At 70.6% G+C, this 23557-nt stretch carries 24 protein-coding genes; 14 read left to right on the top strand and 10 right to left on the bottom strand.

The window, feature by feature from the left end; all coding sequences use genetic code 11:
- Positions 1-5 precede the first annotated feature (5 nt).
- Both ACIRB1_RS34930 and ACIRB1_RS34925 read left to right on the top strand, forming a co-directional pair.
- Entirely contained in the window at positions 6-866 is an 861-nt protein-coding gene (locus ACIRB1_RS34930; protein ID WP_403468267.1) for a carbohydrate ABC transporter permease, read from the top strand.
- Entirely contained in the window at positions 863-2254 is a 1392-nt protein-coding gene (locus tag ACIRB1_RS34925) for a glycoside hydrolase family 32 protein (RefSeq protein ID WP_403468266.1), read from the top strand. Before ACIRB1_RS34930 ends, ACIRB1_RS34925 begins: the two co-directional genes overlap by 4 nt.
- On the opposite strand, the gene ACIRB1_RS34920 is transcribed toward ACIRB1_RS34925, so the two are convergent.
- Together ACIRB1_RS34920 and ACIRB1_RS34915 are read right to left on the bottom strand one after the other, a co-directional pair.
- Complete coding sequence (locus ACIRB1_RS34920; RefSeq protein WP_403468265.1) at positions 2217-3281, bottom strand: LacI family DNA-binding transcriptional regulator; 1065 nt, start codon at positions 3279-3281, stop codon at positions 2217-2219. The two genes, ACIRB1_RS34925 and ACIRB1_RS34920, sit on opposite strands and share 38 nt — an antisense overlap.
- Positions 3282-3468: 187 nt before the next feature.
- Positions 3469-4434, bottom strand: coding sequence for an NAD(P)-dependent oxidoreductase (locus ACIRB1_RS34915; protein WP_403468264.1), 966 nt, complete (start codon positions 4432-4434; stop codon positions 3469-3471).
- A gap of 165 nt (positions 4435-4599) precedes the next feature.
- Between ACIRB1_RS34915 and ACIRB1_RS34910 the strand changes: the two genes are divergently transcribed.
- The gene (locus tag ACIRB1_RS34910; RefSeq protein ID WP_403468263.1) at positions 4600-5199 is read left to right on the top strand and encodes a TetR/AcrR family transcriptional regulator; all 600 of its coding nucleotides are present in this window, start codon (positions 4600-4602) and stop codon (positions 5197-5199) included.
- Positions 5200-5274: 75 nt separating this feature from the next.
- Here the strand turns inward: ACIRB1_RS34910 and ACIRB1_RS34905 are convergent, their stop codons facing one another.
- Positions 5275-5934, bottom strand: coding sequence for an MSMEG_1061 family FMN-dependent PPOX-type flavoprotein (locus ACIRB1_RS34905; RefSeq protein WP_403468262.1), 660 nt, complete (start codon positions 5932-5934; stop codon positions 5275-5277).
- Between the two features lie 209 nt (positions 5935-6143).
- On the opposite strand from ACIRB1_RS34905, the gene ACIRB1_RS34900 reads away from it, so the two are divergent.
- From ACIRB1_RS34900 to ACIRB1_RS34875, 6 genes are all read left to right on the top strand, one after another.
- Complete coding sequence (locus ACIRB1_RS34900) at positions 6144-7544, top strand: glutamate decarboxylase (RefSeq protein WP_403468261.1); 1401 nt, start codon at positions 6144-6146, stop codon at positions 7542-7544.
- Between the two features lie 200 nt (positions 7545-7744).
- Positions 7745-8161, top strand: a complete 417-nt coding sequence (locus ACIRB1_RS34895; RefSeq protein WP_403468260.1) for a winged helix-turn-helix transcriptional regulator — start codon at positions 7745-7747, stop codon at positions 8159-8161.
- Between the two features lie 102 nt (positions 8162-8263).
- Positions 8264-9187, top strand: a complete 924-nt coding sequence (locus ACIRB1_RS34890) for an NADP-dependent oxidoreductase (RefSeq protein WP_403468259.1) — start codon at positions 8264-8266, stop codon at positions 9185-9187.
- A 198-nt stretch (positions 9188-9385) separates the two neighbouring features.
- Entirely contained in the window at positions 9386-10144 is a 759-nt protein-coding gene (locus tag ACIRB1_RS34885; protein ID WP_403468258.1) for a glycerophosphodiester phosphodiesterase, read from the top strand.
- A complete protein-coding gene (locus ACIRB1_RS34880) occupies positions 10128-10928 on the top strand; it encodes an inositol monophosphatase family protein (protein ID WP_403468257.1) in 801 nt (266 codons plus the stop codon). The genes ACIRB1_RS34885 and ACIRB1_RS34880 overlap by 17 nt, the downstream gene beginning before the upstream one ends.
- A 228-nt stretch (positions 10929-11156) precedes the next feature.
- Positions 11157-12338 carry an aminotransferase class V-fold PLP-dependent enzyme gene (locus ACIRB1_RS34875; RefSeq protein WP_403468256.1) on the top strand — a complete coding sequence of 394 codons (1182 nt, stop codon included), beginning with the start codon at positions 11157-11159 and terminating at the stop codon, positions 12336-12338.
- A gap of 82 nt (positions 12339-12420) precedes the next feature.
- Here ACIRB1_RS34875 and ACIRB1_RS34870 read toward each other — a convergent pair whose 3' ends face one another.
- The gene (locus ACIRB1_RS34870; protein WP_403468385.1) at positions 12421-12885 is read right to left on the bottom strand and encodes a DUF6194 family protein; all 465 of its coding nucleotides are present in this window, start codon (positions 12883-12885) and stop codon (positions 12421-12423) included.
- A gap of 47 nt (positions 12886-12932) precedes the next feature.
- Here ACIRB1_RS34870 and ACIRB1_RS34865 point away from each other — a divergent pair, with 47 nt between their 5' ends.
- Positions 12933-13682 carry a MerR family transcriptional regulator gene (locus ACIRB1_RS34865; protein WP_403468255.1) on the top strand — a complete coding sequence of 250 codons (750 nt, stop codon included), beginning with the start codon at positions 12933-12935 and terminating at the stop codon, positions 13680-13682.
- A gap of 25 nt (positions 13683-13707) precedes the next feature.
- On the opposite strand, the gene ACIRB1_RS34860 is transcribed toward ACIRB1_RS34865, so the two are convergent.
- On the bottom strand, positions 13708-13956 hold the full coding sequence (locus tag ACIRB1_RS34860) for a PLDc N-terminal domain-containing protein (protein WP_403468254.1): 249 nt from the start codon (positions 13954-13956) through the stop codon (positions 13708-13710).
- Positions 13953-14582, bottom strand: a complete 630-nt coding sequence (locus tag ACIRB1_RS34855; protein ID WP_352178477.1) for a DUF3887 domain-containing protein — start codon at positions 14580-14582, stop codon at positions 13953-13955. The genes ACIRB1_RS34860 and ACIRB1_RS34855 overlap by 4 nt, the downstream gene beginning before the upstream one ends.
- A gap of 118 nt (positions 14583-14700) precedes the next feature.
- Between ACIRB1_RS34855 and ACIRB1_RS34850 the strand changes: the two genes are divergently transcribed.
- Positions 14701-15477 (top strand): SDR family oxidoreductase, encoded by a 777-nt coding sequence (locus ACIRB1_RS34850; protein WP_403468253.1) that lies wholly within the window; start codon positions 14701-14703, stop codon positions 15475-15477.
- Positions 15478-15585: 108 nt separating this feature from the next.
- Here the strand turns inward: ACIRB1_RS34850 and ACIRB1_RS34845 are convergent, their stop codons facing one another.
- A complete protein-coding gene (locus ACIRB1_RS34845) occupies positions 15586-16452 on the bottom strand; it encodes a winged helix-turn-helix transcriptional regulator (RefSeq protein WP_403468252.1) in 867 nt (288 codons plus the stop codon).
- A gap of 92 nt (positions 16453-16544) precedes the next feature.
- Here ACIRB1_RS34845 and eno point away from each other — a divergent pair, with 92 nt between their 5' ends.
- Positions 16545-17828, top strand: a complete 1284-nt coding sequence (eno, locus tag ACIRB1_RS34840; protein WP_403468251.1) for a phosphopyruvate hydratase — start codon at positions 16545-16547, stop codon at positions 17826-17828.
- A 16-nt stretch (positions 17829-17844) separates the two neighbouring features.
- Here the strand turns inward: eno and ACIRB1_RS34835 are convergent, their stop codons facing one another.
- From ACIRB1_RS34835 to ACIRB1_RS34825, 3 genes are all read right to left on the bottom strand, one after another.
- Positions 17845-18777 (bottom strand): NADP-dependent oxidoreductase, encoded by a 933-nt coding sequence (locus ACIRB1_RS34835; RefSeq protein WP_403468250.1) that lies wholly within the window; start codon positions 18775-18777, stop codon positions 17845-17847.
- Entirely contained in the window at positions 18777-19241 is a 465-nt protein-coding gene (locus ACIRB1_RS34830; protein WP_403468249.1) for a MarR family winged helix-turn-helix transcriptional regulator, read from the bottom strand. The genes ACIRB1_RS34835 and ACIRB1_RS34830 overlap by 1 nt, the downstream gene beginning before the upstream one ends.
- 190 nt (positions 19242-19431) lie before the next feature.
- The gene (locus ACIRB1_RS34825) at positions 19432-21675 is read right to left on the bottom strand and encodes an MMPL family transporter (RefSeq protein ID WP_403468248.1); all 2244 of its coding nucleotides are present in this window, start codon (positions 21673-21675) and stop codon (positions 19432-19434) included.
- A gap of 197 nt (positions 21676-21872) precedes the next feature.
- On the opposite strand from ACIRB1_RS34825, the gene ACIRB1_RS34820 reads away from it, so the two are divergent.
- Both ACIRB1_RS34820 and ACIRB1_RS34815 read left to right on the top strand, forming a co-directional pair.
- A complete protein-coding gene (locus tag ACIRB1_RS34820) occupies positions 21873-22628 on the top strand; it encodes a TetR/AcrR family transcriptional regulator (RefSeq protein ID WP_403468247.1) in 756 nt (251 codons plus the stop codon).
- 661 nt (positions 22629-23289) lie between these two features.
- Entirely contained in the window at positions 23290-23430 is a 141-nt protein-coding gene (locus ACIRB1_RS34815; RefSeq protein WP_403468246.1) for a hypothetical protein, read from the top strand.
- Positions 23431-23557 lie beyond the last annotated feature (127 nt).

The raw sequence follows: 23557 nt of genomic DNA, 5'->3' as shown, positions 1-23557 counted from the left end.
GCCGCATGAGCCAAGCAACCCCGACCCTGACCATGAGTCGCGTACGCCACTCGCTCTCCCCCTGGGCCCGCGTCGCCGGACTGACCGTGTGCGCCCTGCTGACGCTGGGTCCGGTCATCTGGACCGTCGCCACCTCGCTGCGCACTCCGGCCCAGTCCTTCGACCTGCCTCCGCAGATCATCCCGACCCACCCGACGGCCTCGGCCTACCGCGGCGTCTTCCAGCAGATCGACGTATGGCTGCTGGCCCTGAACTCCACGCTGGTGACGGCGCTGATCGCCGTCGGCCAGATGATCACGGCGGGCCTGGCCGGCTACGCCTTCGCACGCCTGGAGTTCCGGTTCAAGAGGCCGCTGTTCGGCCTGGTCCTGGCGACGATGATGGTGCCGTTGCAGGTCACCATCGTGCCGGTGTTCCTGGTGCTGAAGACGATGGGCCTCACCGACACCCTCCTCGGCCTGATCATTCCGGCCTTCCCGACCGCCTTCGGCACCTTCCTGATGCGCCAGTACTTCCTCGGCATGCCGAAGGACCTGGGCGAGGCGGCCATGCTGGACGGCGGGGGGCCCTGGCGGATCTTCCGCTCGGTGTACGCGCCGCTGGCCACCCCCGGCCTGGCGATCGTCGGCGTACTGGCCTTCAACTACCACTGGAACGAGTTCTTCCGCCCGCTGATCCTGGAGACCTCCGGCCAGAACTACACGCTTCCGCTGGGTCTGGTCTCCCTCCAGGGCAATCTCGGCACCGGGTCCATCTCGGTGGTCCTGGCCGGGGTCGTGCTCTCGATGCTCCCCGCCGTCGCCGTGTTCGCCGTCGGCCAGCGCCCTCTCCGCGAGGGCATCACGTCCGCAGGAGTCAACCGTTGAGCACTGACCCCAACGTGCCGCGTTTCAGGGTCCGTCCGCCCGCCGGCTGGATCAACGACCCCAATGGGCCGTTCCGTTGGCGGGACCGCTACCACCTCTTCTACCAGCACAACCCGGACGCCCCGGTCCACGCGAACGTCCACTGGGGCCACGCCTCCAGCACCGACCTCGTGCACTGGGAACACCACCCGATCGCGCTCACCCCGACGCCCGGCGGCCCCGACGAGGCCGGCTGCTGGTCGGGCTGTGTGACCGATGACGCCGGCACACCGACCGCCGTGTACACGGGAGTTGACCACGCCCACACCGGGCTCGGCACCATCTGCCTGGCGCGGGCGGCGGACCCGGACGACGAGCTGCTGACCGAGTGGAAGCCGCTGCCGACACCGGTGGTGACCGGCCCGCCCCCCGGACTCGACGTGGTGATGTTCCGGGACCCGTTCATCTTCCGCCGCGCGAACAGGCGTTGGGCCCTTGTGGGCGCCGGTCACGCCGACGGCACACCGTCGGTCCTGCTCTACGACTGCGACGACCTGACCGACTGGCGGTTCGCCGGTGTGCTGCTGGACGGCAGGGACCCGGTGACCGCCGACGCGTTCGGCGACAAGTCGGTCGGCTGGGAGTGCCCGCACCTGTACCGCACGGCGGGCGGCGACCACGTCCTCCTGGTGTCCCTGTGGGACGGCGATCCCTGCTCCACCGGATATCTGACGGGCCGTCTGGAAGGCAACGGCCAGGGCGCATTGAGGTTCGATCCGCGCTCCGGTGGACGACTCGACCAGGGGCGGGACTTCTACGCTCCCGCCGTGCTCCAGGAGCCGGACCGCGCGCTGCTGTGGGGCTGGTCGTGGGAGGCCCGCCCGGAAGAGGAGGTCCTGCGGGCCGGCTGGGCGGGCGTACTCACCGCGCCCCGGGTCATGGACGTCCACCCCGACGGTTCGCTGCGGGTGAGTCCGGCCCCGGAACTCGAACTGCCGCGCCCGGCCGAGCCGTTCGTGACCGCACCGGGCCGGGTCCCGCTCCCCCTCGCCTACGACCTGACGGTCACCGCGTGCGGACCGACCACGGTGAGCCTGCTCCGGGACGCGACGGGCAGGGAGCTGACCCTCCGGGCGGACCCTGCCTCGGGGACCGTCGTCCTCGACCGCGGCGCGTGGCCCCGGACCGGCAGGGAGGGCTCCGCCCCGATCACCGTGCGGGTGCCGGAGGGGCCGGAACTCACGCTCCGGCTGCTCGTCGACGGCTCGCTCCTCGAACTCTTCGTCGCGGAACGGGCCATGGTCACCGAGCGCGTCTACCGGCGCCCCGGCGACATCGCCGAACTGGTCGTCGACGGGCCGGGCGCCCGGGTCACCGGGTGGGCGCAGGACCCACGGAGTCGCGGCTGACCACCGGGCCGGCCAGGCGCCGTACGGTCGGGGGCGGCGTACGGCCCGCTTCGATGGCGTCCAGGAGCAGCCGGGCCGCCGCCTCCCCCATCGCCCGGTGCGGCAGCGCGACGGAGGTGAGCGGCGGGGTGAGGAACGCGGCCATGTGCTCCTGGTCGTCGTAGCCGACCACCGACAGATCGGCGGGCACGTCGATCCCGAGCCGGGTCGCGGCGTGCAGGACCCCCGCCGCGACCCGGTCGTTGTAGCACAGGACGCCGGTGGGGCGACGGCTCCGCTCGACCCCGTCGAACAGGCGCAGCGCACCCGCGTATCCGGTGGAGATCTCGCCGCCACCGCGCACGATCCACTCCGCGGGCACGGTGACGCCCTCGGCGCGCAGCGCGTCCCGGAAGCCGCGGGTCCGTTCCACCGAGGCGATGTCGTCGAGACCGCCGATCACGGCGAGCCGCCGGTGGCCGGCGCCGAGCAGCAGCCGGGCGGCGGTGCGGCCACCGGCGCGCTCGGCGGGGACCACGGCGGGCAGGGAGTCATCGTCGGGCAGGCAGTTGGCCAGCACGGAGTGGGTGCGGTGCAGGCCCTCGGGGACGCGGACGCGGCGCAGTGACATGGCCGCGTAGATGATGCCGTCCACGCGCCGGTCGAGCAATTCCGCGACGGCCGCGTCCTCCTTGGCCGGGTCACCGCCGGAGTCGACGGTGAGGACGAGGTGGTCGCTGTCCCAGGCGGTCTCCATCGCGCCGCGCAGCAGTCGGCCGGCGAACGGGGAGGAGGCGATCTCGTCGGTGACCAGCCCGATCACGGCCGTACGGCGCCTGCGCAGTCCGCGGGCGACCGGGTCGGGGCGGTAGCCCAGCTGGGCGGCGGCCTGCCGGATGCGTTCCTGGGTGGCGGGCGAGAGGTTGCCCTCGGCGCGGCCGTTGAACACGAAGGACACCGCCGTGTGCGACACACCGGCGATCCGGGCGACGTCCCGTGACGTCGGGCGCCCGGTGCCCGTGCTCCTGCTGTCCTCGGCACCGCCCACGCCGTCCGCCGTCCTCCCCCGGTCCGTCCCTGTCGATCATCGCCCACCCTATCCGCGGGGAGCGCCACGGCACACAGGACTTCACCCGCATCGGCGCTGTCGTCGCGGGCAAGGACGCCCCGCCGCCGCGGCTGTCCCAGGACGAGCTCACGGAACGCCGCCGCCGCGCGGCCGAGTTGGCGTCGGACTACCGGAGCGAGTTCCTGTGATCCGACTGCCGATCGGCACCTGGTGCACCGCGTGATTCAGGGCGTCGGCCTGTTGGACGTCGTGCGGCGCCCTCGGTCCTGGTCTCCAGCGCATGCAGGACGGCCACCATGTCCTCGCCGCCGTGCCCCTGGGCGACGGTCTCGCCATAGAGGGCATGGCAGATGTCGAGGAGCGGGGAGGCGAGGCCGGCCTCGCGGGCGGCCTCCGCGATCAGCCGGTTGTTCTTCAGTACGTCGGCGGCCGCCGCCTGGACGGTGAAGTCGCGGGTCACCAGTTTGGGCCCCTTGACCCGGGAGACGGAGCTGGCCATCGGTCCCGCGTCCAGCACGTCCCGGAGCAGGCGCTGGTCGAGCCCGTGCCGGTCCGCGAAGTGGAACGCCTCGGCCAGTCCGGTGACGAGCGTGATCAGGAACAGGTTCACCGAGAACTTCATCAGCAGGGCCCCTGGTACCGCACCGCAGCCGAACGTCTCCCGGCAGACGGGCGCGAGCAGCGGCCGTACGGCGTCCACCGCGTCGGCGTCCCCGGCCAGCATGCCCACCAACTGCCCTTGTTCGGCGGGGACTCGGGACCCGGAGACCGGAGCCTCGACGTATCTTCCGCCCGCGGCCCGGATGTCGTCCTGGAGGCCGGCCGAGTACTCGGCGGAGGTCGTGCCCATGTGGACGACGGTGTGTCTGGCGACCCTGGCGGCGAAGTCCGCGGTGCCGCGGCCGAGCACCGCGTCCATGGCCGTCTCGTCGGCCAGCATGAGGAACACGATGTCGTCGGCCCGGTCGAAGACCTCGGTTGGGTCCGCCGCGACCTCGGCCCCGGCGGCTGACACGGGTTCACAGCGGCCCGGCGTGCGGTTCCAGACCACGAGCGGTGTGCCCGCCCGGGCCAGGTTGAGCGCCATGGGCTGCCCCATGACCCCGAGGCCGACGAAACCCACGTACCGCACGATGTACCACCGTTCCCGTCCGGCGGCGAAGCCGGAGCCTGTTCGCCTGCCCGCCCGCCACCGCCGACTATGACGGCCGTCATAGTAATCCATTCTATGACAGCCGTCATAGACTGAGCCCTGGACAAGCGCGTGCAGCGGTGGCGGCGGAGGTCAGGGAGAGCGATGGCAGAGGTGTCAGGGCACGGTCCGCGCGAGCGGATGGTCTTCAGCGCGGCTCAGCTCATCCGGCGCGACGGCGTCGCCTCCACCGGCATGCGCGAGATCGCCGTACACGCGGGCGCGCCGCGCGGTTCGCTCCAGCACTACTTCCCCGGTGGCAAGGAGCAGTTGGTCAACGAGGCGGTGGGCTGGGCGGGCCGCTACGCGGGCAAGCGCGTCGCCCGTTTCCTCGACGCGCTGCCCGAGCCGACGCCCAGCGGGCTGTTCGGCGAGATGGTGCGCCAGTGGACCGACGAGTACGAGAGCGCCGGTTTCGCGGGCGGCTGCCCCGTGGCCGCCGCGACGGTGGACTGCGCGGAGACAAGCGCCTCCACCCGGCAGGCCGCGGCCGACGCCTTCGCCACCTGGTCCGGCCCGGTGGCCCGCGCCCTGGTCGACATGGGCGTGCCCGGCACGCGGGCGGGTTCGCTCGCCACGCTCATGATCAGCGCCCTGGAGGGGGCCGTCCTCATCGCCCGGGCCGAGCGGGACGTCCGCGCCCTGACGACCGTGGCCCGCGAACTCGGCCCGCTCCTCGACTCGGCGACGGACGAGACCGGCTGACCGGTCGCCTCCACCGCCCATCACGGCGACAGCGCAGCCCCGACCTCCGACGACCGCCCCCGCAAGCCCACCCCGTCACTCGTACCGGTACTTCAAGGAATCCGCCTCCGCCTGCTCCACGTCCGCGATCGTCAGCTCCGGCATCCGCAGCTGCGCCAGTGTCACCTCGGCCGAGGTCGGCTGGGCATCCGCCGGAAGCCACTGGTCGGGCTTCCAGGCGGCGCCGCGCAGAAGTGCCTTGGGGCAGTGTGGGTACACCTCCTCGATCCCCAGGACCAGCGCGCTGGCGGGCGGTCTGCCCACGGCGGTCAGCTGGGCCAGGAGGTCGGGGCGGGTGGAGACGCAGGCCCGGCCGTTGACCCGGAGGGTGGTGGTGCGGCCGGGGATGACGAACAGCAGCCCGGCCCGCCCGGTGGCGATGACGTTCTGAAGGGTGTCGAGCCGCTTGTTGCCGGTCGCGTCCGGAATCGCGAGCGTCCGCTCGTCCAGGACGGCCACGAACCCAGCGGGGCCGCCGCGCGGGGAGACGTCACAGTTGCCCTCGGCATCCGCGCTGGCGACCAGAACCAGTGACGAGCAGCCGATCAACCGCCGTGTCTGCTCGGTGAGTTCGGTCATCTGCTTCCGTACGGCGGCCTCGTGCGGAAGTTCGTAGGCCTGGCGCAGCGTGTCCTGGTCGCTCACGGCATCGAGGCGGAGAGAGTCGAAGGCGCTGCCTGCAAGAAGTGACGTCACACCTCCGAGCCTAACCAGCCGGTCAGCACCGCCGGCAGGCCCCTCTCGTCCCGCAAAAAGTAATGCCCAGTATGTACAAGGGAAAATCCAGTTCATCAGTCCGCAAATCGATCACTGGATCGGTGTAATCGGCACATACGCCGCGTCTTCCGCCGATCTAGCGTCTGAGTGCACGAGGCCGCACGGACCAGAAAGGCATCCAGACACTCATGCCCACCCCGCATACCGACGTCATGCCCGAAGCCGAGTTCGACACCCTCGCCGTTTCCCGCGGCGTCGGGCAGCCGCCCGCGGTCGACCTGCTGACGCCGGTCGACGAACTGCCCGAGTTCTCCTCCTCCCCCGACCTGGTCTGCCGCCGGGTACGCGACGAGCTGATGCTCGACGGCAACGCCCGCCTCAACCTCGCCACCTTCGTGACGACCTGGATGGAGCCGCAGGCACGGGAGTTGATGGCGGAGACCGCCGAGAAGAACCTCGCCGACCGGGCCGAGTACCCGCAGATCACGGCGATGGAGGAGCGCTGCGTCCGGATGCTCGCCCGGCTCTGGCACGCGCCGCGGCCGGAGCAGGTCCGCGGCTGCTCCACGACCGGTTCGAGCGAGGCCGCGATGCTCGGCGGGCTCGCCCTCAAGCGCCGCTGGCAGGAACGCCGCCGCGCCCAGGGCAAGGACACCTCGCGACCGAACATCGTGATGGGTGCGAACGTCCAGGTGTGCTGGAAGAAGTTCGCCAACTACTTCGAGGTGGAGCCGCGTTACGTCCCGATGGAGCCGGGCCGCTACCACCTCACGCCCGACACGCTCACCGCGTACTGCGACGACAACACCATCGGCGTCGTGACGATCCTCGGCTCCACGTTCGACGGTTCCTACGAGCCCGTCGCGGACATCTGCATGGCCCTGGACGGCTACCAGGCAGCGACCGGCACCGACATCCCCGTGCATGTCGACGGCGCGTCCGGCGCGATGGTCGCGCCGTTCCTCGACCCCGGCCTGATGTGGGACTTCCAGCTCGAACGCGTCGCCTCCATCAACACCTCGGGCCACAAGTACGGGCACGTCTTCCCCGGCCTGGGCTGGGCGTTGTGGCGCGACGCCGAAGCCCTCCCGAACGACCTGGTGTTCGAGGTCGACTACCTCGGCGGCAGCTCCCCCAGCTTCACCCTCAACTTCTCCCGCCCGGGCGCCCATGTCGTCGCCCAGTACTACAGCTTCCTCCGGTACGGCTTCGAGGGGCTGCGCAATCTCGCGGACCAGAGCCGCACCACGGCCCGCGCGCTCGCCGCCCGCATCGGGTCCATCGCCCCCTACGAGTTGATCACCGACGGCTCCGAACTCCCGGCGTTCGCCTTCCGGTTGGCACCCGGCACGCAAGGCTTCACGGTGTTCGACGTCTCCCACGCCATGCGGGCCCGCGGCTGGCATCTGCCCGCGTACGACTTCCCCGCCCCCTGCCAGGACGTCTCCGTGCTGCGCCTGGTGGTGCGCACCGGGTTCACCGCCGAACTCGCGGGCATGTTCATCGCCGACCTGACCGAGGTCACCCGGAACCTCCACACCGTCCGGCCCTCGCTCGCCCCGCTGATCAAGCCGCTCGTCGCGACCTGACGACACCGCACGGCGCGCCCCGGCCTCCGTAGCCGGCAGCCATCCTCTTCACTCCGCGACGCCACGCCCTTCGGTGCGCCGCCACACCGCTCAGTGGGTGTGCCGGCGCACCGAGCCGTACGGCACGGACGCCAGGCGAGTTACGCTCGATTCGTACGTAGGCACTCTTGGGTGCGTTGCACTCCTGGCGGGAGAACTTGATGGCCACTACGGCGAAACAGGCGCGGGCGCGTGAGATCGAGCCGGGTACGTACGAGGCGTACATGCAGGACTGCCCGGCGGTGGCGCTGCTCTCGACGATCAGCAACCGGTGGGTGAGCCTGACGATGTGCACGCTCGGGTCCCGCGGCGAGGCGATGCGCTACAGCCACATCAGCCGCGAGATCCCCGGCGTCAGCCAGAAGATGCTCACCCAGACCCTGCGCATGCTCGAACGCGACGGCATGGTCAGCCGGACGGTCACACCGACCGTGCCGGTACGCGTCGACTACGAACTCACCCCGCTCGGACAGGGTCTGTACGCCCTGCTGTCCCAGGTGCGCGACTGGGCCGCCCTGAAGACCGACGAGGTCGACGAGGCGCGAGCGCGATACGACGCCCGAGAGACCGACCGCTAGCACTAGCGGGAGCGTTACGCACTTTGAAGTGCCTACTTACTAATCGATCGTAGCTCCCCTAGCGTTTGTGGTGTTCGAGTTCGCAAACGAAGGAGCCAGGTCATGCGTGCCGCAGTCGTCAGGAAGATCGGTGGACCCGAGGACGTCGAGGTCGTGGAGGTCCCGCTCCCCGAACCCGGCCCCTTCGAAGTCCGCATCAAGGTCGCGGCCGCCGCGCTCAACCCCGCCGACGCCGCCGTGTGGGGCGGGTTCTTCGGGCCGTTGGAAGGGGCCGAGTTCACGGGCCTCGGTCTGGACGCCGCCGGGACGATCGACGCGGTCGGCCCGGGCGTCCTGCTCAAGGTCGGAACGCCGGTCATCGCGTACGACGCCCCCGTGGCGCGCCCCACGAAGGCCCAGGCCGAATACCTGGTGAGCGACCTCAACTCCATCGCCCCCGCCCCGGAGGGCATGGACCTGACGCTCGCGGCGACGATCCCGCTCAACGCGACGACCGCCTACATGGCGCTGGACCACCTCCCGCTGCGCCCGCGCGACACCCTCCTCGTCACGGGCGCCGCCGGTGCCGTGGGCGGCTACGCCGTCGAACTGGCACGGACCCGGGGCATCCGGACCGTCGCCCAGGGCCGCCCCGAGGACGAGGAGTTCCTGCGCGGTGTCGGCGCCACCTGGTTCGTGTCGAGGGAGGAAGAACTCGGCGCCGCTGTACGTCAGTTGGTGCCGGACGGCGTCGACGGCGTACTCGACGCGGCGGCTCTCGGCGCACCCGCGCTGGCGACCGCACGCGACGGCGGCATCTACGTGAGCGTGCGCATCGACACGCTGCCGACCCCGGAACGAGGCGTGGTCGTACGGCACACCGGCGCCGGCCCCGAACCCACCCGCCTCGCCCTCCTCTCCGCCCTCGCCGAGGTCGGCGTCCTCACCCCGCGCGTCGCGCGGACGTTCCCTCTGTCGCAGGCCGCCGAAGCCCACGCGCAGCTCGCCCGGGGCGGCCAGCGCGGCCGCATCGTCCTGGTCCCCTGACCACCCTGACCACCGAGACCGCTCTACGGTTCGGCGCGGAGATCCCGGCCTACGTCTCGGACAGCCGTCCCGCCGAAGTGTCGTCCCGAAAAAAGTCCGCGTTCATCCGGTTGTTCCCGAACCCCACCGGCACGCCTGCCTATCGTGCGCCGGACCAAGGCGTTCCGCCGCCGAACCAGAATGCCCGGAGCAACCACCATGCGTATCCGGCCCCTTGGCCGTTCCGGCCCCCGCGCCACCCCCTCCGCGCCCACCCCCACCTCCTCCGCCCGGCCCGACCGGTCCGCGGGACGTCCGCTGGCCGTGGCGCACCGGGGTGATCCCCGGGCTGCCGTGGAGAACACCCTGGAGGCGGTGCGGCGGGCGGCCGATGCCGGCGCCTCGGCGATCGAGGTGGATCTACGGTGCACGGCGGACGGTGTCGTCGTCCTGCATCACGACAACGACCTGGCCCGCCTGTGGGACCGGCCGGAGTCGGTCGCGGCGCTGACGCTGCCCGAGTTGCGGGAGTTCGCGCCGGCCGTCCCGACGCTGCGGGAGGCGTTGGATGCCGCCGCCGGGGTGCCGCTGCTCCTGGACACGGGGGACCCGGTGATCGCCGCGGCCGCGCACGCGGAGCTCGTAGACCTCGGCGCGGTCGCCATGTTCTGCGGCGCTGCGGAGGCGATGGCAGCGGTGCGGGCGCGGGACGAGCGGATCACGCTCTTCCTGAGCTGGTACGGCGAACTGCCGCCGTCCGAGAGCGTGTTGGAGGCCGTACGTCCGCAGTACTTCAATCCTGAGCACCGGTTGCTGAGCGAGGAGGCGGTGGCGCACTGGCATGCGCGGGAGCTGCTGGTGAGCTGCTGGACGGTGGACGACGCGGACCGGCGTGCCGAACTGCTCTCCTGGGGTGTGGACGCGATCATTAGCAACGACGTGAACGGGGTGGTGAAGAGCTGTGACGGACAAGCTTGACCTGGACGGTGCTCTGCGGGTGGCGGTGGAGCTGGCCGAGTGGGCGACGGAGGCGATCCGCGGCGGGAACCGGGGAGGTGCGGGTCCGGTCCGGGAGAAGGACAGCCCGGCCGACATCGTCACCGACACGGACGAGGCAGTGGAACGGCACGTACGCGCGGTGCTGCGGCGGGAGTTCCCGGACTGGGGCATCGACGGCGAGGAGTACGGCGCCGAGGAGGGCACGTCCGCCGACGCACCGCACTGGGTGATCGACCCCGTCGACGGAACGACCAACTACGCGCACGGGCTTGGCTGGTGCTCCTTCTCCCTGGGCCTCGCGGAACCGGACGGCTCCCCGCTGCTCGGTCTGGTGGCGGACCCATGGCGCGGTGAGGTCTTCACGGCGGTGCGGGGCAGGGGCGCGCACCTGAACGGAACCCCGATCCACGCGGCGGACCACACCACGCTCACGGGCCATGTCTTCCTGACGGAGTGGGCGGCCCACGCACACTGGCCGGGCCTCGACGCGCTCCTCGCGCGGCTGTCCGAACGGCACTGCACGGCCCGCGTGATGGGCTCGACCGCGCTGTCCCTGGTCCAGGTGGCGGCCGGCCGGGCGACAGCGGCCGCCATCGGCGAGTTCCACCCGGTGGACGGCCTGCCCGCCCTCCTCATCGCGACCGAGGCGGGTGCGGTCGCGATGCCTCAACTCCCTTCGTACGGCGAGCCGTTGCTGCTCGTCGCACCGGAAGCGGCGGCGGAGGCCGGGGAGTTGTGGCGTACGACGGTCGGGGCGGCCTAGCGCTTGGAGCAGGAAGAATCGGCGCGCCGCTGCTGGAACGGGAGAGGCGCCGGGTCCGGCTGACACGGCGGGCCGGGATTTTCATCGCCCGTACGATCCGGACTTTCCTCGCCGCGCCGGGGTACGCGGTCGGCAGGCTGCCCGCACACGCGGGGTGACCTCGCCAAGCCGGCGCATACATCAGCGTTCCTGACCTTTCATATCCAGAACAGACGGGAAGCAGAGGACATGGACATCGACGCGCTCCGCCAGGACACCCCGGGCACCATGAACCGGGTGCACCTCAACAACGCGGGAGCCGGTCTCCTCTCCCGCCGGACGCTCAAGGCCATGACCTCCCACCTGGAGCTGGAAGCGGCCATCGGCGGTTACGAAGCCGCCGACCAGGAGCGGGACCGTATCGACGCCACCCACGCCCATATCGCCCGGCTGGTGGGTGGACAGGCGGAAGAGATCGCCCTGTTCGACAACTCCACCCACGCGTGGAACGCGGCCTTCTACTCGCTGACGTTCAAGCCCGGCGACCGCATCCTCACCGGCCGGGACGAATACGGCAGCAGTGTGCTCGCCTATCTCCAGACCGCCCGGCGGCACGGCGCCGAGATCGTCGTCGTACCGGACGACGAGGACGGCCAGCTCGACACGGCGGCCCTGGCCGACCTGATCGACGAGCGGACCAAGCTCGTCGGCGTCACCCACATCCCCACCAGCGGCGGCCTGGTCAACCCGGCAGCCGAGATCGGCCGGATCACCCGCGCGGCCGGTGTCCCCTTCCTGTTGGATGCCACCCAGTCCGTCGGTCAGTTCCCCGTCGACGTCGCCGAGATCGGCTGCGACATGCTCACCGCGACCGGCCGCAAGTTCCTGCGCGGCCCGCGCGGCACGGGCTTCCTGTGGGTGCGTCCCGAGGCCCTGGAGTACCTGGACCCGCACGTCACCGAGATCGAGGCCGCGACCTGGGACGGCGAGCGCGGCTTCCGCTGGCACGACGGGGCCCGGCGCTTCGAGACGTGGGAGGTCAGTTACTCCAACGTCCTCGGTCTGAGCGAGGCCGTCCAACAGGCCCTGGAACTCGGCATGGACGAGATCGGCCGCCGTACCGTCGCCCTCGGCGCGGATCTGCGCGACCGCCTCGACGCACTGCCCGGTGTCACCACCTACGACCTCGGCCGCGACCGCTGCGCCATCGTGACCGCGAAGGTCGACGCCGTTCCTACGGCCGATGTCGCCGCGGCGCTCGCGAAGCAGGGGATCAGCGTCTCCACGACCGTGCCGGAACACTCCCAGTTGGACACCGAGAACCGGGGCGTCCACCCCTTGGTACGGCTGTCCCCGCACTACTACAACACCGAGGCCGAACTCGACCAGGCCGTCGACGCGATCGCCGAACTGGCGCGCACCGCCGGGTAGGGCGAGAAGGCCCCCCAGGTTCACGGGGCCCGGATCACGGTCGGCGTCCAGGCCGGGTCGGTGTGGTGGCGGAGGAGGCGAGCTACCGTCGGTGTTCCTCTCGCCGCGCGTGCCTCGCCCGGGCGTCATCATGGGCGCGACGCAACAACTCGACGACCAACTCCCCTGTCCGCTCGGCAGGGTTGACGACAGAGATCCATCCAAGGGTTCCGTACACCGGGTGCGGCACCACGTGGTCGGTGACGGCGTAGTCGTAGATCCGGTTGAGACGCCCCGGCTCCTCCCCCGTGAGTGCGCGGAACGTGGGCCGGTCCACCTGGATGTTGACCCGCCAGCGGCCCGGGAGGTCGAGGTCGGAGGCGGTGTCCTCGGGGTAGTTCTTGGTGACGACGGTGCCGTACGGCTGGACGTTGCGCGGTGGTCGACCGTCGGGGGCGTAGTAGAAGAAGGCGTCTCCCCAGGCGAGTTCGGGGAAGTCGCCGCCGGGTTCCGGTACGACCACGTGGGCACCGCTGAAGTCTCGTACGGTCGCGATGATCTGTTCCATACTCATGGTTCGAGCATGACCTTCAAGTGCCTGTGTGGGGTTGGCGGATGAACGAGCCGGTGAGCGGTGGGCGGCGGGGAGCCCTTCGGACGGCCGAGGTCGCGCGGGAGTCCGGGTATTCGGTCCAACAGGTGCGCGACCTGGAGACGTTGGGAGTCATCCCGGCAGCGGCCAGGACGAGCAGCGGCTACCGCTCCTACACGCCACTGCACATCCACGCCCTGCGCGCGTATCGAGGACTCGCAGGTGCTGTCGGGCCGGTCGTGGCACGGCAGTTGCTCGCTGAGCTGCGCACGCGGACCGTCACGGAGGCGGCCTCGGCGATCAACGAGGTCCATGTGCGGCTCGCCCGAGAACGTGAGGAGGCCCTGCTCGCCGAACAGGCATTGCGCGCGATCCAAAAGGAGTCGGCCACACCGGAGTTCGAGCAGGAGAGCGACTCGATGACGATCACCGAACTCTCCAGAGCCCTCGGCGTCCGCCCGTCGACCCTCCGCTTCTGGGAACAGGAGGGCCTCGTCACCCCCGAGCGGGTGACCTCCCTACGAGCCCGCCGCTACGGCCTCTCCGCCATCGGGACGGCCCGCATCGTCGCCGCTCTCCGCAGCACCGGCTACGGCATTCCGGCGGTACGCGAGACCGTGGGTTCCCTGCACCGGCTCGACGGCACGGACGAGGCCCTGCGCATCCTGCGTGAACGCCTCGATCACATCGCCCTGCGGACAGTGGAGTTGCTCCGAGCGGGGACGGATCTGGCGGCTGTCGTCGCGGCCGAGCATGACCCGACGGCCAGTTGATCCCTTCCGGCCGACTCCACCGCCGTCAGGCGTCCCCGCCGCGCCCGAACCTGACGTAGGCGAAGAGCCCGAAGACGTTCCCGAAAGCGCAGATGGCGAGCCAGATCTGAGGCGGGTACCGCCGGGTGCGCGGGTGGCGTGCGATGTCGAGCATGCAGAGGACTGCGGGGAGGATCGCGATCAGCGGCACGATCGCGACCCATGGGCTGGACGGCGGCGACCCGAGTCCGGCGGAACCGGCGAACACGGGCAGCTCCCCCAGGGCGGATGTCATGGCGTGTCGGGAGGCACGATGACGAGGCCGGCGACCTTCTCGTCCGTGTCGAACGCGACCCGGGCCTTCATTTCGCCGGCCTCGTAGTTCAGCGGGATGTCGACGACCGTCTGGTCGCCGATGCGGCGGACGAACGGCTCGCCGTCGCCGAAGCCCTCGAACTCCCCGACGAGTCCGGCGACCGTGGCGAGGCCGTCTCCCCTGACCTCATCCGTAAAAGCCTCCAGCACCTGCGAGTTGAAGGACTGCCTGGCCTCGGCCATCCGTCCTTCGAGAACGGCCGTGACGATCGTGGTCGCCCGTTCCGCCGCGTCGGTCATGCGCACTGTCTTGTCCATGGGTTCTCCCGTGCGGGGATCAATGGGTTTGCCGAACCGCTGGAAAGCGGCCTGCCGGGTGACTCCGAGCAGGTCCCCCAGCTCCTGCCAGGTATGACCGGCGTCACGGCTCTGCTGAACGCACAGCTTCAGCACCTGTTCCGCCAGTCCGTCGATGTCACGAGCCCGCCGGACCAGCTCCAGATAGGCAGGCGCCGCCACCGGGCTGTCCACCGACCGCGCCAGAATCGCGGCCTGCTCTGCCAGCAGGCCACTGAGGGCGGCGAGACTCCGAGGGGTATCGGTCACACGTAAAGGATGCCTTTACAGCGCGGTTCGTGTCAAGGAATCCTTTACACGGCCGTGCCTCTTCGGCGCGGAAAAGGCAGTTGCCGCCCCTCCCCCCGCTCCTGAACCATCTCGGACCATGACGACGAACCCGGCCCAGCCGCCTGCCCGCCCCCTCGCCCTGATCACCGGAGCAGGGCGGACCGTGGGCATCGGCGCGGGGGTGGCGGCCAGGCTGGCGGCCTCCGGCTGGGACATCGCCTTCACCTACTGGGCCCCTTACGACGCACGCATGACCTGGGGCCCGGAGACCGGCGCGACCTCGGCCATCACCGACACTCTCGTCCAACACAGCGTCGCCACCACGGCAGTTGAGGCCGACCTCGGCGACCCCGATGCCCCGTCCCGCATCTTCGACCAGGTCGAACGGGACCTGGGACCGGTCACCGCCCTGGTGATGTGCCACTGCGAGTCGGTCGACTCCGGCCTCCTCGACACCACCGTGGAGAGCTTCGACCGGCACTTCGCGGTCAACGCCCGCGCCACCTGGCTACTGATCCGCGAGTTCGGCCGCCGGTTCACCGCAACGCCGGGCACGGGCCGGATCATCGCCCTCACCAGCGACCACACGGTGAACAACCTTCCCTACGGCGCCAGCAAAGGCGCTCTCGACCGCATCACCCTGGCCGCCGCCCACGAACTCGCCCACCTCGGCATCACCGCGAACATCATCAACCCGGGCCCGGTGGACACCGGTTGGATGACCGACGAGGTCCGCGCACAGGTCCTCCGCCAGACCCCGCTCAACCGCCTCGGCACCCCGCAGGACACCGCCCATCTCGTCGACTTCCTGTGCTCACCGGAGGGGCAGTGGGTCAACGGCCAACTCCTCATGAGCAATGGGGGGTTCGCGTAGCCGGCGATTCGACGTCCCGAGCGCTGCACAGCCTCAACAGCGCCCACGGTGCCACCTCGTTCGAGATCCGCGACGCGATGCCCCGCCAGACCCCGATACCCCCACCCCTCACACACCCCGAACGCACTCCTCGGCCAACCGCAGACTCTCCGCAACGGCATGCGGGATGTCGTCCACCGGGAACAGCGCGTGCCGTACGGCCCGTTCGGCGTCGATGATCAGGATCAGGCGCTTGTGGCGGAGGCGGCCGGCGCCGCGGAAGGTGGGCAGCCTCAGGGCGGCGTCGAGTTGGTGGCGGGCGTCGGAGAGGAGGGGGTAAGGGATGTCCTCGGCGCGGGCGAACTCCGCTTGTTCGTGCGGGAGTTGGGTGCTGATGCCGCGCATGTCGGCGCCCGCCCGGCGGAAGGCGGGCCAGGCGTCGCGGAAGAGGCGGTTCTCCAGGGTGCAGCCGTGGACTCCGGGGATCTCCTCGTTCCAGTCGACTCCCGTGCCGGGGTAGGTGAACAGCACGGTCGCGGCGGCGTCCGGGGAGACCACGGGCACGTCGGCGCCCTGGGTGCCGGGGAGTTGGAGGTCTTCGGGCACGCGGGTGCCGGTCAGGGCGTGTACGCGGGCGTGTTCGGCGCTGTCGGTGTCGGCCGTGGCGGTGAGGCTTCCGTCGCCGAGGACCCAGCGGTCGCCCCAGTCCTGCATGGCGACGAGGAGGGGCAGCAGTGCGCGCCCGGCGTCGGTGAGGACGTACTCGTAGCGCACCGGACGTCGTTGGTAGAGGCTGCGGCGCAGGACGCCGTGGGTGACGAGGCGGCCGAGTCGCTCGGTCAGGACGTTGCGGGACAGGCCGATCTCGGCGGCGAGCGCGTCGAAGCGGACGTGCCCCCGGGCGATCTCCCGCAGGACCAGCACGTTCCACCAGTCTCCCAGGATCACGGCGGCTCCGGCGATTCCGCAGGTCTCGTCTGCGTTGTGCATCCTCATGCGCCCATAGTAAGTTCCTTTTCAGGACTCACTTTGTTTCTCAGTGGAACTTATCGCCCGCGGCCACGCGGGCCCAGCGTCAGGAGTGCACTGTGACCGTCATCAGCCGGGTAATCGCACGGGAGATCATCGACAGTCGGGGCAATCCGACGGTCGAGGTGGACGTGGTGCTCAAGGACGGCTCGCTCGGCCGGGCCGCCGTACCGTCGGGGGCCTCGACCGGCGCCCGGGAGGCGGTCGAACTCCGCGACGGAGACCCGACCCGCTTTCACGGCAAGGGAGTTCGGCGCGCCGTCGACGCCGTCAACGAGAGCATCGCGGACGCGGTGATCGGGCTCGACGCCGAGAGCCAGGCGACCGTGGACCGCACGATGATCGAACTCGACGGTACGGAGACCAAGTCGAGGCTCGGCGCCAACGCCCTGCTCGGTGTCTCACTGGCCACCGCCAAGGCGGCCGCGGCCGCCCACCGCCTCCCCCTGTACCGCTACATCGGCGGCGTCGACGCCCGGCTGCTGCCGGTGCCGATGATGAACATCGTCAACGGCGGCGCCCACGCCGACAATCCGCTCGACTTCCAGGAGTTCATGATCGCGCCCATCGGCGCGGCCACCTTCGCCGAGGCCGTCCGGATGGGCTCCGAGATTTTCCACACCCTGCGCCGTGACCTCGTCGCCGCCGGCCACAGCGTGAACGTCGGCGACGAGGGCGGCTTCGCCCCCGACCTGCGGACCGCCGACGAGGCCCTCGACTTCGTCGTGCACGCCATCGAGAAGACCGGCTACAAGCCCGGCACCGACATCACCCTCGTCATGGACCCGGCCACCTCCGAGTTCTTCCACGACGGCGTCTACGACTACTCGGGCGAGGGCGTCCGCCGCACCCCGGCCCAACACGCCGACTACCTCGCGACGTTGGTCGACCGCTACCCCGTCGCATCGATCGAGGACCCGATGGCCGAGGACGACCACGCCGGCTGGCAGGCGCTGACCGCGCGGCTCGGCGAGCGCTGCCAGCTCACCGGCGACGACGTCTTCTGCACCAACGAGACGCTGTTGAGCGCCGGTATCCGCGACGGCATCGCCAACTCGATCCTGGTGAAGGTCAACCAGATCGGCACCCTCACCGAAACCCTCGCCACCGTCGCGAGGGCCCATCGCGCCGGCTACACCGTCGTCATGTCCCACCGCTCCGGCGAGACCGAGGACACCACCATCGCCGACCTCGCCGTCGCCACCGGCTGCGGCCAGATCAAGACCGGCTCCCTCTCCCGCTCCGACCGCACCGCCAAGTACAACCAACTCGTCCGCATCGAGGAGGACTTGGGAGACCAGGCACGGTACGCGGGGCGCGAGGCACTGGGGCTGCGCCGCTGACGTCGCGCCCCCGCACTCAGGGGATCAACACGATCTTCCCCCGTGTATGACGCCGCTCCAGCTCGGCGAACGCGTCGCGGACCTCGTCGAGCGGATAGGTGGCCGCGATGGGAATCTCGATGCGGCCCGAGGCGACGAGGTCGGCCATCTCCGTGAGGACCTCGCGGGTCGACGCGTCCGCGCTGCCCGCGCTCTTGGTGCCGAGTTCCTGGGCCTTCTGGAAGGAGATGATCGTTTCGATGCGGTCGCGGGGAATGCCCAGGTCCACGGCCAGTTGGACGTACTCGGGGGCGAAGAGGTCGATGAAGGCGTCGATTCCGGCGGGTGCCGACGCGGTGAGGGTTTCGGCGAGGTGGTCGCCGTACGGAACCGGGGTCGCGCCGTGCGCGGTGAGCCAGTCGGCGTTGGCGGGTGACGCGATGCCGAGGACCTTCGCGCCGCGTACGGCGAGGAGCTGGACGACGACGGTACCGACACCGCCGGCCGCGGCCGAGACGGCGACGGTCTCGCCGGGCTTGGGGGCGACCGCTTCGACGGCGGCCCACGCGGTGCAGCCGACGACGTAGAGGGACCCGGCCACCTCCCAACTCAGCGCGGCCGGCTTGAGGATGAGTTGGGACACCGGTACGACGACGTGGGTGGCCTGGCTGGAGCGCTGCCAGGAGAAGCCGAGGACTTCGTCGCCGGGGCTGAACTCCGTGACGCCGTCGCCCAGTTCGGTGACCACGCCCGCGAGGTCGCTGCCCTGGCCGGACGGGAAGGTCGCGGGGAGACGCTCGTGCATCGCACCCGAACGGATCGCCGCCTCACCGGGGTTGATGGCCGCCGCGCGTACTTCGACGAGGACTTCACCTGCGGCGGGAACTGGCATCGGGATCTCGGTGACATGGAGGACGTCACGGTCGCCATAGGCGTCGAAACGCACTGCGCGTACTGGTGCGGGGCTCATCAGGACTCCTTCGTCAGGGGTGTTGGCTCTGGTGCCGGGGTGCGCGGGGTGGTGGCGCGGAGCACGGCAAGCGCGTCGGCCAGGTGACCGAGTGCCGTGGGCGGGAGTGGGGCGGACAGCCTTGTCGTCAGCTCGCCGTCGAATATCGGCCCCGCCTCGTGCACCAACTCCCGTCCCCCCGGGGTCAGTTCGACGATCGAGGAGCGACGGTCCGCCGGGTGCGGTCGCCGGGCGCAGTGCCCCGCCCTCTCCAGCCGGTCGACGGCCTGGCTCGCACCGCCGACCGTGATCGAGAGGGCGGCGGCTATGTCGTTCACCCGGCAGGAACCGGCGCGCTCCACGACCAGCAGCACGTTCAGGCCGCCCAGGGTCACTCCGCAGTCCTTGCGGAGGCGGGCGTCGATCCCGTTCCACAGGTCGGTCTCGAAGCGCACCAGGTCGTCGAAGAGCTGCCGTAGGTCCACGGGCGGAAGTCCTTCCGACGGAATCGACCGAACCGCCTCAGCCGACTCGACCAACTCGGCCCGGCAGACCGACTGAAGCGACTGAAGCGACTGAAGCGACTGAGTGCATTAGCGCTAATCATCTTAGCCCTAATGCACTCAGTCGCAACTGCGGCAGCCACTCAGCCGCACCCGCGGCGATCCGTCGTGGTCAGACCTGCGTCGAGTTCTTCCCGTACGACGGCTCGGTCGCCGGGCCGGGTACGGCCGCGGGCGCGTGACCGGGGCCGCCCTCGCTCAGGCCGAACCGGTCGTGGAACCGGCGCAGGAAGCCGGGCGCGTACCAGGCCGCGCGGCCGAGCAGACGCATCGCGGCGGGGACGAGGATGCCTCGTACTGCGACGGCGTCGATGAGGATCGCCAACCCGCTGCCCAGGCCGAAGAGTTGCATGAAGCCGAGCTGGGCCGTGCCGAAGGCGAAGAAGCTCACCGCGAGCAGGCAGGCGGCCGCGGTGACGATGCGGCCGGTGTGTCCGAGACCGTTGGTGACGGCGAACTCGTTGTCCTCGCCGAGGTCGTGGAGTTCCTTGATCCGGCTGGTGACGAAGACCTCGTAGTCCATGGAGAGGCCGAAGGCGATGCAGAACATCAGCACGGTCATCGACACGTCCATGGGCTGGGCCGTGAAGCCGAGCAGCGAGGACAGGTGGCCGTCCTGGAAGATCCAGGTCATGACGCCGAGGGTCGCGCCGAGGCTGACCATGTTGAGGAACAGTGCGCGCAGCGGCTGGACGACGCTGCCGGTGAACAGGAAGAGGAGGAGGAAGGTGGTGAGGGCGACCAGGGCCACGGCGAGCGGGAGCCGGCTGCCGACGGAGTGCTTGGAGTCGACCAGGACGGCGTCAACTCCGCCCACCAGGGCGTGAGTTCCGGCGGGCGGGGCGACCGCCCGCACGTCCCGGACGAGGTCCTGGGCCGCGTCGGACTTCGGGGTCAGGGTGCTCACCACGTTGATCTGCTGGGCGTCGGGGCGGCCGAGGGCGGCTGTGCCGGGGCCGACGGCCGCGGACTGTCCCTCGCCGTAGGTTCCCGTGCTGGTCTCGACGCGGACGACGCCCTTGAGACCGGCGAGTTCGGTGGCGTACGACTCCAGCGGGGTCTTGCTCACGGCCGTGTCGATGACGATGTGGAGGGCGGAGTCGTCGCTGCCGTGGAACTTCTCGCGCAGGATCGAGGAGACCTGGCGACTGGCGGCGTCCTCCGGCAGGACGCGTTCGTCCGGGGTGCCGAAGGTGATGCCGAGGAGCGGGGACGCCACGACCAGCAGGACCGCGAGGACGGGCAGTGCGGTGAGCGCGGGGCGTCGCATGACCGTGGCGGCCAGCCGTCCCCAGAAGGGCGCCCGGGTGGCGGAGCGCTCGCGCCTCGCCCAGGGCAGCCGGCCGCCGTTGACCCGGTGGCCGAGGACAGCGAACAGGGCCGGCATGACGAACAGGGTGCTGACGGCCGCGATGACGACGACGCCGACACCGGCGTAGCCGAAGGAGCGCAGGAAGTACTGCGGGAACACCAGCAGAGCGGCGAGCGCGGCAGCCACGGTCGCCGCGGAGAACGCGACCGTACGGCCCGCCGTGCTCACCGTGCGCCGTACGGCGTCGTCGACGCTCGCCCCGGTGGCGAGCTGTTCGCGGAACCGGCTGACCATCAGCAGCGCGTAGTCGATGCCGAGGCCGAGGCCCAGGGCCGTGGTCAGGTTGATCGCGAAGACGGAGACGTCGGTGACGCTGCCGAGGAGGTACAGCTCGGCGAAGGTGCCCGCGATGGCGATGGTGCCGATGGCGAGCGGCAGCAGGGCCGCGATCATGCTGCCGAAGACGAGCAGGAGCAGGACGAGGGTGAGGGGTATGGCGATGGACTCGGCCAGGACGAGGTCCTTGGCCGACTGGGTGCCCATGTCACTGGTGACGGCGGCGCCGCCGCCGGCCCGGACCGTAAGTGTCTTCTCGTAGGTTCCGGTGTAGGCGTCGATGACGCTCTTGGCGTTCTGGTCCCGCTCGGTGTCGTTGCCCTTCACATGGGCGAGCACCATGGCGTCGCGGCCGTCCGTGGAGCGGAGGTCCGAACTGCCCGTGTCCCAGTACGAGATGACGTTCTCGAGATTCCGGTCCTTCTTGAGGTGGGCGACCAGATCCCGGCCGCTCTGCCGCGCGGCCGGGGCGTCGACGCGCCCCTCGGAGGCGCTGACCAGCAGGACCAGGTTCGTCTCCCCGCCGAATTTCCGGTCGATGACCTTCGCGGCCCGGGAGGACTGGGAGGCCGGGTCGTCGTAGCCGCCTCCCAGCAGCTTGGCGAAGGCGCCGGCGCCCAGGATTCCCATGAGGGCCACCGCCACGACGGCGACGACGAGCACCAACCGGGAGCGGCGGACGGCCAGTTCGGCTATGCGTTCAAACACGCCTGATCTCCTTGGATATCCATGAATATGTGTCCATACAGCGAAAGAGGCGCGAAACAGCCGAGTTGGCGAAAGGGGCACTCTTCGTCGCCGGGCACGACGTTAGTGAGGAGCAAGGAGTTTTGGCAGTGTCAGATTTTCCTCACACTTCGCAGGTTCGGGGCGTGGGCGCGGAGTTGGCGTCGTACGGTCGTCGCATGGCCGTCGATGAACGCACCACCACCCCGCCCTCGTTGCGCGAGCGGCGCCGGGCCACCGCCACGCGGGAGATCGTGGACGCGGCCGAGCGCCACCTCACCGAACACGGGCCCGCGGCGCTGTCCCTGCGTGCGGTCGCCCGCAGTCTCGGCATGACCGTGCAGGCGCTCTACCACTACTTCCCGAGCCGGGACGCCCTCGTGACGGTGCTCGTCACCAAGGGGTACGAAGACCTGGCCGATGCCGTGCAGGCCGCCGTCGACACCCCGTCGGACGACCCGGACCTGCCCCGTCTGGTGATCGCGAGCGAGGGCTACCGCCGGTGGGGCATCGCCCATCCCGAACGCTTCCAGCTCCTCTACGGCACACCGCTCCGGGACTACGCGGCACCCGCCGACGGCCCGACCACCCAGGCCTCACGCCGGATGAGCGAGATCTTCGAGCGCGAGCTGTTCGCGGGGTACAGCACGCGGCAACTGGCCGCGATCGACGCCCCCGCGCTCTCCCCCGCACTCAGCGGCTACCTGGAACAGCTACCGCACTACGGCCAGGGGCACCTGCCCGCCCCCGCGACCGCGCTGCTCATGAGCGCGTGGGGACATCTGCACGGCCTGGTCGCCCTGGAGGTGTTCGGACACACCTCCTTCCTGGGCGGGCACCAGGCGGAGATCTTCCGCATGGCGATGCGGAACCTGTTCGCGGACATCCAACGCCGGATACCCGGGCACGTGGACCTGGGCGGCAGCGACGCCTGAGATGGCTCCGCCGCCTCGGCAACTCGGGCCTGGCGCAGCCGAGTTGCCAACGAGCGGACCACGCCCTGCGGGCGGGGGTTGGTGAGGTGCCGAGTGGCAGCTGGTTGCCCAGATCTCCTCGTTGTCGGCCAGCGCGGCCCCAAAGCGCGTCTCCGCGTTCAGGCTGCCGGCCAGGAATGTCGCTACGCCGCGTGCGGCAGCACCGGGGGGCCAGGCCTCCGATTCCTCGCCGACCGCGGTCGGCTCAAGGGCCGAACTGCAGCCACAGGTCCGCAGTGCTGGCCGCCGCGCCGGGCCAGAGGTGCTGGGCCCACGTGGCGGCTGAGGTGCACTGGGGAGCCTGCGGCTGGTGGATCGGACCGGGGCGAGTCAGGGTCTGTCACGGTCGGTGAGCCAGCATGGGTCCCAACAGTGCCGGGAAGGGCGGGTGGCGTGGTGCATGCGCAGCCCGCGGGGCCCATGGACGCCAGCGTCCGGCATGTCGATGAGCCAGCCGAGAACGGGGGCGATGACCTCGTCGGGGGCGTCGAGGTCGGCCAGCAGGGCGTCCGGGCCGCGCTGGTCGTAAGGCGGGGGCAGAGACAGGCAGGCAGTCGCCCGCGCAGACAGCCCGGACCCCGACCACCAGATCGAACTGGGCCCCTGCACCGAGACCTACACCGTGGACAACATCCTCAACATGGGCGCGGCACGGCGCGAACTCGCCGAGCACGGGCGCACCGCGGTCGTGATGCTCCTGGCCGAGCGCTTCCGGCCGTTCATCACCTGGGAGCTGAACAACCGCAGTAGGCCTACCTCGTGACCACGCCCGGCCGGTCCTCCAGGTCACATGCGTCCGCCCGCCCGGAAGCTCACCGCCCTGATCACTGCGGGCAGCGGGACGCCGGACTCCCTGCACTACCGGCACCCGGCTACACCAGGCGGTGCCA

This window comes from Streptomyces sp. NPDC096013 (genome assembly GCF_044763565.1).
Taxonomy (GTDB): domain Bacteria; phylum Actinomycetota; class Actinomycetes; order Streptomycetales; family Streptomycetaceae; genus Streptomyces.
This window is presented reverse-complemented; position numbering and strand designations above follow the sequence as displayed.